The sequence below is a fragment of the Streptomyces sp. NPDC107528 genome (assembly GCF_055639295.1).
Map to the genome: position 1 here is coordinate 232,589 of NZ_JBVKAV010000015.1, position 14,257 is coordinate 246,845.

Genomic DNA, 14,257 nt, shown 5'->3' on the forward strand with positions numbered 1-14,257 from the left:
TCGTACAGCGTCGTACTACCTGTACGGCTGGAAGCGGGCGGGCATCCGAGGGTGCCCGCCCGCTTCGCTGTCCCCGGCCTTCGCTGTCCCCGGCCCTCCGCGTCCCCTCCCGCTTTGCTTTCGGCAAGCCCCGGGTCAAGGTCACGCGTGGACTTGGCCACGGGCGCATAACAAGGTGGACAGAAGGGGTTTTCAGGCTGGTCTACGCGCGTTAATCTGCGGCGGAAGCCAGCGCCGTTGCTGTGAAGCTGTACCGAGCTGTACCGTCCGGCGCTTGTACTAAGGAGCACCTACACATGCGCCGGATTTCCCGGATCACGGTCGCAGGCGCAGCGACCGCCTCCCTGGCCCTCGCGCTCTCCGCCTGCGGCGGCACCTCGACGTCCGCCTCGTCGGACGACAAGGGCAGCAAGGGCCTCGCCATCGCGTACGACGTCGGCGGCAAGGGCGACCAGTCCTTCAACGACGCCGCGTACGCGGGCCTGGAGCAGGCGAAGAAGGAGTTCCAGTACGACACGGCCGACGTCGAGCCCACCGAGGGTGAGACGGACGCCGACAAGGAGCAGCGCCTGGCCTCCCTGGCCAAGCAGGGCTACAACCCGGTCGTCGGTGTCGGCTACGCCTACGCGGCCGCCGTCAAGGGCGCCGCGGAGAAGTTCCCCGACACCACCTTCGGCATCGTGGACGACTCCACCGTCGAGGCGAAGAACGTCGCCGACCTGGTCTTCTCGGAGGAGGAGGCTTCGTACCTGGCGGGCGTCGCCGCGGCCAAGAGCACCAAGACGAACACGGTCGGCTTCGTGGGCGGTGTGGACATCCCGCTCATCCACAAGTTCCAGGCCGGCTTCGAGCAGGGCGTCAAGGACACCAACCCGCAGGCCAAGGTCCTGACCCAGTACCTCACGCAGACCGCGGAGGAGGGTGGCTTCTCCAGCCCCGACAAGGGCAAGTCGGCCGCCGAGGGCCAGATCGAGAAGAAGGCCGACGTCGTCTACGCGGCCGCCGGTCTGTCCGGTCAGGGCGTCATCGAGGCCGCCGCCGCCAACAAGGTGTGGGCGATCGGTGTCGACTCCGACCAGTACAAGCAGGAAGCCCTCGCCAAGTACAAGGACTCGATCCTGACCTCGGCGATGAAGGACGTCGCCAAGGCGGTGTACAACCTGGCGAAGTCGGTCGAGGACGGCAAGCCCGAGACCGGTATCGTTCGTGGCGATCTGAAGACCGGCGAGGTGAGCCTGTCGAACTCCAACCCGAAGTTCGCGGACAACACCGAGCTGCAGGACGCCATCAAGACGGCCAAGGAGAAGATCATCAGCGGCGAGATCAAGGTCAAGTCCAGCTGATTGCAGCAACACCCTGAGCAGCGGTAACCCCGGGGTTACGTCCGCTCGACGGGGTACGGGGAGGCTTTCCAAGGGCGTTCCCCGTACCCCGTTGTTCGCGGTGCGTCGGCCCCTTTCAGGCCATAGGGGCGCTACGCGCGTAGACGACCCCCGTCCCCAGGAGAGTGCGCCATCAACGCGTCCAGCAGCCCTCCGGCCGGAGCGGCGGTCAACGGTCAGGTGACCGCCGTCGAACTCGCCGGGATCACCAAGCGTTTCCCGGGCGTCGTGGCCAACCACGACATCCACCTCACCGTCCGCAAGGGCACCGTCCACGCCCTCGTCGGCGAGAACGGCGCCGGCAAGTCGACGCTGATGAAGATCCTCTACGGCATGCAGAAGCCGGACGAGGGCACCATCGCCATCGACGGCCGGCAGGTCACCTTCTCGTCGCCGGCCGACGCCATCGTCCGCGGCATCGGCATGGTGCACCAGCACTTCATGCTCGCCGACAACCTCACCGTCCTCGAGAACGTCGTGCTGGGCAGCGAGAAGCTGTACGGCATCGGCGCCAAGGCCCGCCGCAAGATCAAGGAGATCTCCGAGCGCTACGGCCTCGGCGTGCAGCCCGACCGCCTGGTCGAGGAGCTCGGCGTCGCCGCCCGCCAGCGCGTGGAGATCCTCAAGGTCCTCTACCGCGGCGCCACCACGCTGATCCTCGACGAGCCCACTGCCGTCCTGGTGCCGCAGGAGGTCGACGCGCTCTTCGACAACCTGCGCGAGCTGAAGTCCGAGGGCCTGTCGGTCATCTTCATCTCCCACAAGCTCGGCGAGGTCCTCTCCGTCGCCGACGAGATCACCGTCATCCGCCGCGGCACGACAGTCGGTACGGCCGTGCCCGCCGAGACCACTCCGAAGCAGCTGGCCGAGATGATGGTCGGCAGCGAGCTGCCGACGCCGGAGACCGCCGAGTCCACGGTCACCGACCGCCCGGTCATCACCGTCGACAAGCTGCGCCTGGAGGCGGCGGGCGGCAAGGCCCTGCTGGACGACATCACGTTCACCATCCACGCGGGCGAAATCCTGGGCATCGCAGGCGTCGAGGGCAACGGCCAGACCGAACTGGTCGACGCGCTCATCGGCCTCAAGGGCGCCGACTCCGGCACGATCACCCTCGCCGACGAGGAGATGACCGGCTGGACCACCCGCAAGCGCCGCGAGCAGGGCATCGGCTACATCCCCGAGGACCGCCACCGCCACGGCCTGCTCCTGGAGGCCCCCCTCTGGGAGAACCGCATCCTCGGCCACGTCACCGAGAAGCCCCTCGCCAAGGGTGTCTGGCTGGACCCGAAGGCGGCCCAGGAGGACACCCGGCGGATCGTGACGGAGTACGACGTCCGTACCCCCGGCATCGACGTCACCGCCGCGTCCCTGTCCGGCGGCAACCAGCAGAAGCTGATCGTCGGCCGCGAGATGAGCCACAAGCCGCGCTTCCTGATCGCCGCGCACCCCACCCGTGGTGTGGACGTCGGCGCGCAGGCCGCGATCTGGGACCACATCCGTGAGGCCCGCCGCGAGGGCCTGGCCGTGCTGCTGATCTCGGCCGACCTCGACGAGCTCATCGGCCTGTCCGACACCCTCCGCGTGATCTACAACGGCAAGCTGGTCGCCGACGCCGACCCGGCCACCATCACCCCTGAGCAGCTCGGTTCGGCGATGACCGGCGCCGCGACCGGTCATCTGGAACAGGACGAGACCCCCGAGACCCCGGCGGACACCCCCGAGATCCGCAAGTCTCCCGAGTCCGGCGAAGACGAGGCCCGCTGATGAAGAAGTTCGACAAGGAGCGCGTGCTCCTCGCGGTGGCCGGCCCGGTCATCGCGCTCGCCGTGGCCTTCGTGCTCAGCGCGATCGTGCTGGTCGCCTCCGGCAAGAGCCCGGTCGAGCCGTACACCCTGATGTTCGAGCAGCTCGGCTTCTCGGACATCCAGGTCCTGATCATCAACCAGGCCTCGATGTACTACATCGCGGCCCTCGCGGTCGCCATCGGCTTCCGGATGAACCTGTTCAACATCGGCGTCGACGGCCAGTACCAGCTCGCCGCCATGATGGCCGCGATCGTCGGCGCCCACGCGAACCTGCCGGCTGCCCTGCAGATCCCGCTGCTGCTGCTCACCGCCGTCTGCACCGGCGCCTTCTGGTCCGGAATCGCCGGTGTCCTCAAGGTCACCCGCGGTGTCAGCGAGGTCGTCGCGACGATCATGCTCAACGCGATCGCCACGTCGGTCATCGCCTACCTGTGGCTGCCGGACGTCTTCGGCGTCAAGGTCGGCAACAACAACACCACCGGCGAGATGCACGAGTCCGGCTGGGTCCCCGGCATCGGCATGGGCGACGCCGGCGAGATCTACGGCCTGGTCTTCCTCGCCGTCCTGCTCGGCATCGCCTACTGGGTCGTCCTCAACCGCACCCGCTTCGGTTTCGACCTGCGCGCCTCCGGCGCCTCGCAGACCGCCGCCGCGGCCAGTGGTGTCGACCCCAAGCGCATGGTGCTCACCGCCATGCTGCTCTCGGGCGGTCTCGCCGGCCTCGCCGGTCTGCCGATCCTGCTCGGCGACACCCACACGTACAGCCTGAACTTCCCCACCGGCATCGGCTTCCTCGGCATCGGCATCGCCCTGCTCGGCCGCAACAGCCCCGTCGGCATCGCGTTCGCCGCACTGCTGTGGGCCTGGCTCGACAAGGCCTCGCCGGAGCTCGACTTCCACGGTTACGACAAGGAGATCGCGGTCATCATGCAGGGCCTGATCGTGCTCTCGGTCGTCGTCTCCTACGAGGCCGTCCGTGAGTGGGGCCTGCGCCGCCAGCAGCGCCAGGTCGGCGCCGAACTCGCCGCCGGTCACGTCCTCGGCGCCAACAACACCACGAAGGAGGTGGCTGGCCGATGACCGCCCCGACCTCGGCGACCGACGTCAACCAGCCCACGCTGCAGCCCGCGGCACCGACCGGCCGCCGCCTCTCGTGGCCCGTCCTGCTCCTGGTCATCGCCGGAGCCCTTGCGCTGACCTCGATCGTCCGCCTCATCACCGGCGCCGACGGCATCACCAACGTCAGCCAGATGTCCACCGCGCTCCAGCTCGCCGTGCCGATCGGTCTCGCCGGCCTCGGCGGTCTGTGGGCCGAGCGGGCCGGCGTCGTCAACATCGGCCTCGAAGGCATGATGATCTTCGGCACCTGGTTCGGCGCCTGGGCCGGCTTCCAGTGGGGCCCGTGGACCGGTGTCGTCTTCGGCATCCTCGGCGGCTGCATCGGCGGCGTCCTGCACGCCATCGCCACCGTCACCTTCAGGGTCAACCACATCGTCTCCGGTGTGGCGATCAACATCCTGGCCCTCGGTATCACCCGCTACCTCGCGCCCCTCGCCTTCGAGGGCCACGCGGGTGGCTCCGCCAAGCAGTCCCCGGCGATCGACTCCCTCGGCCACTTCACGGTGCCCGGCCTGTCCGACGGGCTGCGGGACCTGAACAACCAGGGCTGGTTCTTCATCTCCGACATCGCCGGCCTGCTCGGCGGTCTGGTCACCAACGTCTCCTGGCTGACCCTGATCGCCATCGCTCTGATCCCCGGCACCTGGTGGATCCTGTGGCGCACCGCCTTCGGTCTGCGCCTGCGTTCCTGCGGTGAGAACCCGATCGCGGCCGAGTCCCTCGGCGTGAACGTCTACAAGTACAAGTACATCGCCGTGATCATCTCCGGCGGCCTGGCCGGCCTCGGTGGCGCCTTCCTCTCCATCGTCGCCAACCCCTTCTATCTGGAAGGCCAGGTCAGCGGCCGCGGTTACATCGGCCTCGCCGCGATGATCTTCGGTAACTGGATGCCGGGCGGCCTCGCCCTCGGCGCCGGCCTGTTCGGCTACACCGACAGCCTCAACCTGCGCGGCGGCTCCACGAACGTGCACGCCCTGCTGCTGCTCGGCGCGCTCCTGCTGATCATCGGTGCCATCTGGCTGGTGATCCGCAAGAAGTACGCCCCGTCGATGATCACCGCGGTGGTCGGCGCCCTGGTCTACACCTGGTACGCCACCACCAACGAGGTCCCGAACCAGGTCGTCTCCGCCACGCCGTACGTCGTCACGCTGGTCGTCCTCACGCTGTCCGCGCAACGCCTGCGGATGCCCAAGGCGGACGGCCTGCCGTACAAGAAGGGCCAGGGCAAGTGACCCCGGCCGCCTCCCACGACGTCGACTGGGACAAGCTGCGCGCTGCGGCACGGGACGCCATGTCCCGCGCCTACGCCCCGTACTCCGGATACCCGGTCGGCGTCGCGGCCCTGGTCGACGACGGCCGTACGGTCACCGGCTGCAACGTCGAGAACGCGTCGTACGGCGTCGGCCTGTGCGCCGAGTGCGGACTGGTCTCGGAGCTGCAGAACACCGGGGGCGGCCGCCTGACGCACTTCACCTGCGTCGACGGCGAGGGCGACGTCCTCGTCCCCTGTGGCCGCTGCCGCCAGCTGCTCCACGAGTTCGGCGGCCCGGAACTGCTGCTGGAGACCCCGGCGGGCATCCTGCCGCTGTCCGAGATGCTGCCGCAGGCCTTCGGGCCGGGCCACCTCAGAAAGTAACTCCCGTGCGGCCCTTCCGAGTTGCTCCAGTGAGCGGCTCGGAGGGGCCGTGTCGTTTCCACATGTTCGGCCGGAAGGAAAGTCATGGCCATGGACGCAATCTCTGTCATCCGCACCAAGCGGGACCGCGGTGAGCTCAGCGACGAGCAGATCGACTGGGTCATCGACGCGTACACCCGCGGGGAGGTCGCCGACGAGCAGATGTCCGCGCTCGCCATGGCGATCCTGATCAACGGCATGAACCGCCGCGAGATCGCCCGCTGGACGGCGGCGATGATCGCCTCCGGCGAGCGCATGGACTTCTCGTCGCTGTCCCGCCCGACCGCCGACAAGCACTCGACCGGCGGCGTCGGCGACAAGATCACGCTGCCGCTGGCCCCCCTGGTCGCGGCCTGCGGCGCGGCCGTCCCCCAGCTCTCGGGCCGGGGCCTCGGCCACACCGGCGGCACCCTGGACAAGCTGGAGTCGATCCCGGGCTGGCGCGCCCTCCTCTCGAACGAGGAGATGCTGTCGGTCCTGGACGGCACCGGCGCGGTGATCTGCGCGGCGGGCGACGGCCTGGCCCCCGCGGACAAGAAGCTGTACGCGCTGCGCGACGTCACCGGCACCGTCGAGGCGATCCCGCTGATCGCCTCGTCGATCATGTCGAAGAAGATCGCGGAGGGCACCGGCTCCCTGGTCCTGGACGTGAAGGTCGGCACGGGCGCCTTCATGAAGACGATCGAGGACGCGCGCGAGCTGGCCTCCACGATGGTGGGCCTGGGCACGGACCACGGCGTCAAGACGGTCGCGCTCCTCACGGACATGTCCACCCCGCTCGGCCTCACCGCGGGCAACGCCCTGGAGGTCCGCGAGTCGGTGGAGGTCCTGGCAGGCGGCGGCCCGGCGGACGTGGTGGAGCTGACCATCGCCCTGGCCCGCGAAATGCTGGACGCCGCCGGGGTGAAGGACGCCGACCCGGCCAAGGCCCTGGCCGACGGCTCGGCGATGGACGTCTGGCGCCGCATGATCGCGGCCCAGGGCGGCGACCCGGACGCGACGCTGCCGGTGGCGCGCGAGCAGCACGTCATCAAGGCCCCGTCCTCCGGCGTCCTGACCCGCCTGGACGCCTACGACATCGGCGTCGCCGCCTGGCGCCTGGGCGCCGGACGCGCCCGCAAGGAGGACCCGGTCCAGGCGGGCGCGGGCGTCGAGCTCCACGCCAAGCCGGGCGACACGGTCACCGAGGGCCAGCCCCTGCTGACCCTGCACACCGACACCCCGGAGCGCTTCGAGTACGCCCTCCAGTCGGTGGAGGGCTCGTACGACATCGCGGGGGCGGGGACGGACTTCACGGCTTCGCCGGTGGTGCTGGAACGTATCGCCTGACCAGGCGGTTTCCCTTTCGGGTGAACGGGATCGGTGGACCTCCGCCGGTCCCGTTCGGCATGCTGGGATCGGTGACGACCGATTGGAGACCGCCATGAGCGCACTCACCGTCGACCACTCGACCGCCAACGGCCACGAGTGGGACGGCCTCGTCCGGATCTGGGAGGAGACGGACGCGCCTGAGGGCTGCAAGGTGGAGATCATCGAGGGGATCGTCACCGTGGCGCCACCGCCGTCCAACGCCCACAACGACATTGCCGACCTTGTGCAGCGTGAGCTGTATCAGGTGATTCCCAGGCAATGGGGCATTTACCAGACCCTGGGAACGGCCATTCCGTCTCGCGACGGGCTCTACATCCCCGACATCGCGGTGGCGCCGAAGGCCGTGCTCCGCGCCGAGGAGGGGAACTACATTCCTGCAGCTGCGGCCGAACTCGTCGTGGAGATCACCTCCAAGTCCAACGCGAGCAATGATCGGATCAAGAAGGCCGCGGGTTACGCACAGGCGGGCGTGCCGCTCTACCTCCTCATCGACACCTGGGCTCCTGGCGGACCGACGATTACGCTGTTCGGTGAACCTTCTGGAGACGTGTACCGCGTGCTCCGCGCAGGCAAGTTCGGTGATCAAATCCAGCTGCCAGAACCCTTCGACCTGAGCCTCGACACCGGCGAGTTCCCTATCGGCTGACGTACGTCAGCCCAGCAACGCCGCCACCCCCACCAGCACCGGCACCGAAATCACCGTCGACAGCAGGATCGAGTCCCGCGCCAGCCGCTCGCCCACCCCGTAACTCGACGCGTACGTATAGAGGTTCTGTGCGGCGGGCAGCGCCGACGTCACCACCACGTCCAGCAGTGGAGCGCCCCGCAGGCCGAAGACGCCCGCCGCGAGCGCCCAGGCTGCCGCGGGCTGGCCGACCGACTTGAGGGCGACCGAGAGGAACACCGGATGCCGGTCCGGTCCCCGGCCGGGCATCGTGCTGCCGCACAGGGAGATGCCGAAGGCCAGCAGGACCGCCGGGACCGACATGCCGCCGATCAGGGTCAGGGGGTCCATGACCGGGGCCGGGATGCGCAGACCCGTCGCCGACACCGCCACGCCCGCCAGCGAGCCGACCGCGATCGGGTTGCGCAGCGGGGTCAGCAGGCGGCGCCACAGCGGGCCCTTCCCGCCCCCGCCGGACAGGTCGAGGATCGTCAGCGCGACCGGGGTGACCCCGACCAGCTGGAACAGCAGCACCGGCGCCACCAGCGAGGCGTCGCCCAGGACGTACACCGCGATCGGGATACCGAGGTTGCCGGAGTTGACGTAACTGGAGCACAGCGCGCCGATCGTCGTACGGCCCACACCCCAGCGCCGTACGACACCCACCGCGACGAAGACGCCGGCCGCCGCGGCCGTGCTCAGGGCGGTCACCAGGAGGCGGCTGGAGAAGATCACCGAAAGGTCGGTCTGCGCGAGCGTGGTGAACAGCAGCGCCGGGGACGCCACGTGGAAGGCCAGCTTGGTGAGGACCTCGCGGCCGTGGTCCCCGAGGTAGCCGCGCCGGCCGATCGCATAGCCCACCCCGATGACGACCGCGATCACCGCGAAGCCCGTCAACACCCCCTGCACGGCACCTCCTTGGCGGAAAGGAAACCGCAGGGTATTCGGGGAGGTGCTGATACGTGGGGCATACAGCCAACCCTCTGGGGAAGGAGGGCACCGGGTCAATGTGATCCCGGCAGGCGGACACCCACGGCGCACGGACACCGGGCGGCGAGCGACGGACGGGGCCTCCGGCCGCGATGAGTTATCAGCCGCCGCCCGGTCTACCGATCGTGGATGCCATGACACCCGCAGTACTCGTGCTGGCCGGCCCCGTCACCCGGGATGAGGTGGCAGGGCTGTGCGCCGACGTGCGGGCCCGGCTGGAGGCCGGCAGAGCGGGAGTCGTGGTGTGCGATGTCGGAGGGCTCGGCCCCCCGGGACTGGGCACCGTCGACCTGCTGGCACGGCTCCAGCTGGCCGCCCGGCGCGCCGGCGGCCGGATACGGCTGCGGGACCCCGACCCGGCGCTACACGCCCTCCTCGACCTGGTGGGCCTCCGCTTCGAGATGGAGGGGGAGCCCGAACAGCGGGAACCAGCGCTTGGTGTCGAGGAAGCAGTGGAACCCGGTGATCCGGCCGTCTGAGACCTCCAGCACCTGCACCGCCCACGGCGTGAAGCCGCCCGCCTCCGGGTCCGGCTTGTACTGGGCGAAGCCCGGCAGCCCGTTGACCTGGACCGGCAGCAGACGCGAGCCCGCGCAGGGGGCGCCGAGCGTCGTCATGAAGCCCGTGATGTCCTTGACGCCGGTCAGCCACAGGTCGAACGGCGGCATCGTCATGATGGCGTCCTCGTGCAGCAGGGCCGTGAGCGCCGTCATGTCGTAGCCCTCGAAGGCCGCGACATACCGCTCCAGGAGCTTTTGCTGCTCCTCGTCCAGCGGATCGCACACGGCGGCCTCGGCGCCCGGCTGCTGCTGCTCGGCGAGCGTGGCGCGCGCCCGCTGCAACGCGCTGTTGACCGACGCGACCGTCGTGTCGAGCAGCTCGGCGACCTCGCTCGCCTTCCAGGCCAGCACCTCGCGCAGGATCAGCACCGCCCGCTGCTTGGCCGGCAGCTGCTGCAGGGCGGCCATGAAGGCGAGCCGCACCGTCTCCTTGGCGACCGCGGCCTCCGCCGGGTCCTCGGTGCTGGGCAGTACCCGGTTGTCCGGCATCGGCTCCAGCCAGGTGTTGTCCGGGCGGGGCGAGAGCGCCGCCTGCGCGAGCGGGGTCGACTCCGTGAGGTCCATGGGCCTGGCCCGCTTGTTGCCGGCCGTCAGCATGTCCAGGCACACGTTCGTCGCGATGCGGTACAGCCACGACCGGAGACTGGAGCGTCCCTCGAACTTGTCGTAACTCCGCCAGGCACGCACCATCGTGTCCTGCACCGCGTCCTCGGCCTCGAAGGAGGAGCCGAGCATGCGGTAGCAGTACCCGGTCAGTTCGACGCGGTGTTTCTCCAGCCTGACGTCCAGGTCCGTTGTCGTAGTCGCCGTGCCGTCGCTCATCGTCCACCCACCCCTGTGGCCGTATCCCGCAGTGCGCCTCATCGCGCCCCACCCTTCGGAAGCTACCGCAGCCCACTGACAATGGCCCCCGGAGCGGACAAAGCAGCAGTTCAGAAAGGGTCGACAACACGCCGCTGGGGCGCACCCGGTGTCCAAGGCGCGCCCCAGCGGCGTGGTGCGGGGGATGTGGCTCAGGCGAGCGGCAGGCCGTTCACGGGCAGGCCCTGGGTGGGCAGGGTCTGCAGCGGCAGACCGCCGAGCAGCCCGGTCGGGCCCGCCGCCAGCGCCTGCTCGGCGGCCGGCTGGGCGGCGGCCAGTCCGGCGCCGAGCGCCTCCTGACCCTGGGCGAGACCCGCACCGCCCTGGGCGAGACCCGCACCGGCGGCGGGCGCCGCCTGGGAGAGGTTCTCGGCCGGGAGCGTCCGGGTGACGGTGTCCAGCGCCGAACCGGCGGCGTCCGGGGCGACCGGCGCGGCGTTCGCGGCACCCGCACCGGCGGCGGCGAAGGCGGCACCGAGAGCGGCGACACCGAGGGTCTTGGCAGCAGACTGCTTCATGAAGGTAAGTCCTCGAAATTCGTTACGGGGTTGTGAGCGGTTCTCGACCGTAAACACGCCCCGCACGCCACCGCAAACATCGAAATGCGGACGGATTGTGAATGGCGTCCGCATTCCGTGTGCACGGAGAACTCCCGGTCAGCCCTCCTCGCCCTCAGAACCGCTGGTAGAGCTGGTCTGACGGAACAGCCATTCGGACTTGAGTTCGGCATATCCTGGCTTGATCACGTCATTGATCATCGCGAGTCGTTCATCGAAAGGAATGAACGATGATTTCATCGCATTGACGGAGAACCACTGCATGTCATCGAGCGTGTAGCCGAATGCCTCGACAAGGTGCTCGAATTCCCGGCTCATGCTGGTGTGGGACATCAGGCGGTTGTCGGTGTTCACAGTGGCGCGGAAGTGCAGCCGCCGCAGCAGACCGATGGGGTGTGCGGCGTACGAGTCGGCCGCGCCCGTCTGGAGGTTGGAGCTGGGGCACAGTTCCAGCGGGATGCGCTTGTCCCGGACGTACGAGGCGAGTCGGCCGAGCTTCACGGAGCCGTCGGGCTGCACCTGGATGTCGTCGATGATGCGCACCCCGTGCCCCAGCCGGTCCGCGCCGCACCACTGCAGGGCCTGCCAGATGGACGGCAGACCGAAGGCCTCGCCCGCGTGGATGGTGAAGTGGTTGTTCTCGCGCTTGAGGTACTCGAAGGCGTCGAGATGCCGGGTGGGCGGGTGGCCGGCCTCGGCGCCCGCGATGTCGAAGCCGACGACGCCCAGGTCGCGGTAGCGGTTGGCGAGTTCGGCGATCTCCAGCGCGCGGGCGGCGTGCCGCATGGCGGTCAGCAGCGCGCCCACGCGGATGCGGTGGCCGTTCTCCCGCGCGATCCGCTCGCCCTCCCGGAAGCCCTCGTTCACGGCCTCGACGACCTCTTCGAGGCTGAGCCCGCCCTCCAGGTGCTGTTCGGGCGCGTACCGCACCTCGGCGTAGACGACCCCGTCCTCGGCGAGATCCTCCGCGCACTCGCGCGCGACGCGGACGAGGGCGTCGCGGGTCTGCATCACCGCGACGGTGTGGGAGAAGGTCTCCAGGTACCGCTCCAGGGAGCCGGAGTCGGCGGCCTCGTGGAACCACACGCCGAGCTTGTCGGGGTCGGTCTCGGGGAGCTGGGTGTAGCCCGTCTCGCGGGCGAGCTCGACGATCGTGCCGGGACGGAGCCCGCCGTCGAGGTGGTCGTGCAGCAGAACCTTCGGGGCCCGGCGGATCTGGTCCGAGCTCGGGGTGTTCGCCTTCTGGGCAGTCTCGCTCGTCATTTTCGCACTCTAACGCCTACGCGCGTAGATGGCTCCTTCATCGCTGATTTCCCCGCCGCCGTCGCGTATTTCTCCCCTGGTGTACGAATCCGTCGGGTGTACGAATCCGTCGATACGTAACGGTGACCCCAAGGACGGGTGGCGTACACCCGCGCTTCTGACACTGTTCTGTCATGGCACAGCAAGTGACGCCGGTGCGCAGGGTCCGGCTGGGCAAGGTGATCGGGCCGGAGCCGACGGCGGTGAGCGGAGTGGTGCTCCTGCTGCCCGGAGGTGACGAGGTCTCACATCGCAAGCCGGCGACGTTGTTGGCGACCTCCCATGTGCGCACCCTCGGGCGTCGGCTGGCGCGGGCGGGGCGTGAGGAGGGTCTGGTCGCGCATGTCGTCCGCTACCGCTTCCGCGGGTGGAACGGCAGCGACGCGAACCACATGAGCGACGCGTTGTGGGCCGCCGACGAGGTCGTACGCCGCTACGGTGACGTCCCCGTGTGCCTGGCCGGAGTCGACATGGGTGCGCGGGCGGCGGTGCGGGCGGGCGGCCACGAGGCCGTCAACTCCGTGCTGGCGATGGCTCCTTGGCTGCCGGAGGAGGACGTCGCGGCATCCCCCGAACCGGTGAAACAGCTCGGGGGGCGGCGGGTGATGTTCGTGCACGGCACCAATGACGAGCGGACCGATCCCGAGCTGTCGTTCCGGCTGGCGGAGCGGGCGAAGAAGGCGAACCGGGACGTGTGCCGGTTCGAAGTGCACTCCGATCGGCACGGGTTGCAGCAGCACCGGGACGAAGTCCTCGCGTTGGCCGAGGACTTCGTCATGGGGGTGCTGTTCGGCCGGTCGTTCTCGCGGCCGGTCGCCGATGCGTTTGCGGCTCCGCCTCCTTTGGGGTTGCGGATGCCGTTGGCTGCCGGCTTCGGTAAGTCGTTGCGGCGCTAGCGCCGTTGGGACATCGGCTCGTTGGCGGGTGCAGCATTACCGTGGCTTGTCGCGCAGTTCCCCGCGCCCCTTGGGGCGCTGCCCTTCAGGTGGGTAGCAAGTTGCCCCGCCTCGACAGGAGGAACCTCTTGAAGGCTGCCACCGGGGGCGTGTCCGGGTGGTCGGCCATCCAGGCGACGCCGATTTCTCGTGCCGCGCGTGGGGCGGTGACCGTCAGTTCCGCGACCCCGGGGCGCGGTACGGCCGGGGGTGGCAGGAGTGCGACTCCGAGGCCCGCCGCCACCAGGCCCCTCAGCGTCTCCGCCTCCTCGCCCTCGAAGGCGATGCGCGGCTTGAAGCCGGCCTCCTGGCACAGGTCGTCGGTGATGCGGCGCAGGCCGTAGCCCGGTTCCAGGGTCACGAAGATCTCGTCGGCCGCCTCCGCCAGGCGGATGCGCTTGCGGGCGGCCAGACGGTGATCGGCGGGGACGACCAGGCGGAGTTTCTGCTCGTCCAGGCGGCGGGCGACCAGGTCGGGGGCGTCCGGGACGGGCGAGGTGAGGCAGAGGTCCAGTTCGCCGGTCCGGAGTCGTTCGAGCATGGCCTCGCCGTAGTTCTGGACCAGGCTGAAGCGGACCCGGGGGTGGTCGGCGCGGAAGGCGTGGATGAGGCCGGGGACCGTTTCGGCGCCCATGGTGTGCAGGAACCCGAAGGCGACCTTGCCGGTGGCCGGGTCGGCGTCCGCGCGGACCTCTTCGGCGGCGCGCCGGATCTCGGCGAGGGCGCGTTCGGCGGAGGCGAGGAAGGTGCGGCCGGCGGGGGTGAGGGAGACCGTACGCCCGTGACGCGCGAACAGGTCGACGCCCAGGTCCTGTTCCAGGCGGACCACGGCACGCGAGAGCGTGGACTGCGGGACCTGCATCTCCTGGGCGGCCCGGGTGACGTGCTCGGTGCGGGCCACGCCGGCGAAGTACGCGAGGCGGGGGGCGAGCAACATCGTCATGTCTTCTGTGTCACTGGATGGTGACAGTCGATGCTGTGAGCTGTACTGATGCGCCATGGGAACGATTATGACGAATCCATGCATTGGACG

Annotated in this window: 14 protein-coding genes; 9 read left to right on the forward strand and 5 right to left on the reverse strand. The window is 69.5% G+C overall.

Annotation, left to right across the window (positions count from 1 at the left end; genetic code table 11):
- Positions 1–296: 296 nt before the first annotated feature.
- The 7 genes from ACZ7L5_RS39375 to ACZ7L5_RS39405 all read left to right on the forward strand — a co-directional run bounded on the left by ACZ7L5_RS39375 (position 297) and on the right by ACZ7L5_RS39405 (position 8,001).
- Entirely contained in the window at positions 297–1,343 is a 1,047-nt protein-coding gene (locus ACZ7L5_RS39375; RefSeq protein WP_471523231.1) for a BMP family lipoprotein, read from the forward strand.
- Between the two features lie 219 nt (positions 1,344–1,562).
- A complete protein-coding gene (locus ACZ7L5_RS39380) occupies positions 1,563–3,149 on the forward strand; it encodes an ABC transporter ATP-binding protein (protein WP_471523233.1) in 1,587 nt (528 codons plus the stop codon).
- Positions 3,149–4,270 (forward strand): ABC transporter permease, encoded by a 1,122-nt coding sequence (locus ACZ7L5_RS39385; protein ID WP_328879703.1) that lies wholly within the window; start codon positions 3,149–3,151, stop codon positions 4,268–4,270. The genes ACZ7L5_RS39380 and ACZ7L5_RS39385 overlap by 1 nt, the downstream gene beginning before the upstream one ends.
- The gene (locus tag ACZ7L5_RS39390) at positions 4,267–5,541 is read left to right on the forward strand and encodes an ABC transporter permease (protein ID WP_471523235.1); all 1,275 of its coding nucleotides are present in this window, start codon (positions 4,267–4,269) and stop codon (positions 5,539–5,541) included. Before ACZ7L5_RS39385 ends, ACZ7L5_RS39390 begins: the two co-directional genes overlap by 4 nt.
- Positions 5,538–5,945 carry a cytidine deaminase gene (locus ACZ7L5_RS39395; protein ID WP_328879701.1) on the forward strand — a complete coding sequence of 136 codons (408 nt, stop codon included), beginning with the start codon at positions 5,538–5,540 and terminating at the stop codon, positions 5,943–5,945. The genes ACZ7L5_RS39390 and ACZ7L5_RS39395 overlap by 4 nt, the downstream gene beginning before the upstream one ends.
- 90 nt (positions 5,946–6,035) lie before the next feature.
- Entirely contained in the window at positions 6,036–7,313 is a 1,278-nt protein-coding gene (locus tag ACZ7L5_RS39400) for a thymidine phosphorylase (protein ID WP_471523237.1), read from the forward strand.
- A 94-nt stretch (positions 7,314–7,407) separates the two neighbouring features.
- On the forward strand, positions 7,408–8,001 hold the full coding sequence (locus ACZ7L5_RS39405) for a Uma2 family endonuclease (RefSeq protein ID WP_471523240.1): 594 nt from the start codon (positions 7,408–7,410) through the stop codon (positions 7,999–8,001).
- Positions 8,002–8,007: 6 nt separating this feature from the next.
- Here the strand turns inward: ACZ7L5_RS39405 and ACZ7L5_RS39410 are convergent, their stop codons facing one another.
- Positions 8,008–8,928, reverse strand: a complete 921-nt coding sequence (locus ACZ7L5_RS39410) for an AEC family transporter (RefSeq protein WP_471523242.1) — start codon at positions 8,926–8,928, stop codon at positions 8,008–8,010.
- 173 nt (positions 8,929–9,101) lie between these two features.
- Between ACZ7L5_RS39410 and ACZ7L5_RS39415 the strand changes: the two genes are divergently transcribed.
- On the forward strand, positions 9,102–9,488 hold the full coding sequence (locus tag ACZ7L5_RS39415) for an STAS domain-containing protein (RefSeq protein ID WP_471523244.1): 387 nt from the start codon (positions 9,102–9,104) through the stop codon (positions 9,486–9,488).
- Here ACZ7L5_RS39415 and ACZ7L5_RS39420 read toward each other — a convergent pair.
- The 3 genes from ACZ7L5_RS39420 to ACZ7L5_RS39430 all read right to left on the reverse strand — a co-directional run bounded on the left by ACZ7L5_RS39420 (position 9,372) and on the right by ACZ7L5_RS39430 (position 12,250).
- Positions 9,372–10,391 carry a sigma-70 family RNA polymerase sigma factor gene (locus ACZ7L5_RS39420; protein ID WP_363046717.1) on the reverse strand — a complete coding sequence of 340 codons (1,020 nt, stop codon included), beginning with the start codon at positions 10,389–10,391 and terminating at the stop codon, positions 9,372–9,374. The genes ACZ7L5_RS39415 and ACZ7L5_RS39420 overlap by 117 nt on opposite strands.
- A 191-nt stretch (positions 10,392–10,582) precedes the next feature.
- A complete protein-coding gene (locus ACZ7L5_RS39425; protein WP_328879696.1) occupies positions 10,583–10,948 on the reverse strand; it encodes an ATP-binding protein in 366 nt (121 codons plus the stop codon).
- Between the two features lie 138 nt (positions 10,949–11,086).
- Positions 11,087–12,250: an adenosine deaminase gene (locus tag ACZ7L5_RS39430; RefSeq protein WP_471523246.1), complete on the reverse strand. Its 1,164-nt coding sequence runs from the start codon at positions 12,248–12,250 to the stop codon at positions 11,087–11,089.
- Positions 12,251–12,423: 173 nt separating this feature from the next.
- Here ACZ7L5_RS39430 and ACZ7L5_RS39435 point away from each other — a divergent pair, with 173 nt between their 5' ends.
- On the forward strand, positions 12,424–13,185 hold the full coding sequence (locus ACZ7L5_RS39435) for an alpha/beta hydrolase (RefSeq protein ID WP_471523248.1): 762 nt from the start codon (positions 12,424–12,426) through the stop codon (positions 13,183–13,185).
- Positions 13,186–13,270: 85 nt separating this feature from the next.
- On the opposite strand, the gene ACZ7L5_RS39440 is transcribed toward ACZ7L5_RS39435, so the two are convergent.
- Positions 13,271–14,224 (reverse strand): LysR family transcriptional regulator, encoded by a 954-nt coding sequence (locus ACZ7L5_RS39440; protein WP_471523250.1) that lies wholly within the window; start codon positions 14,222–14,224, stop codon positions 13,271–13,273.
- Positions 14,225–14,257 lie beyond the last annotated feature (33 nt).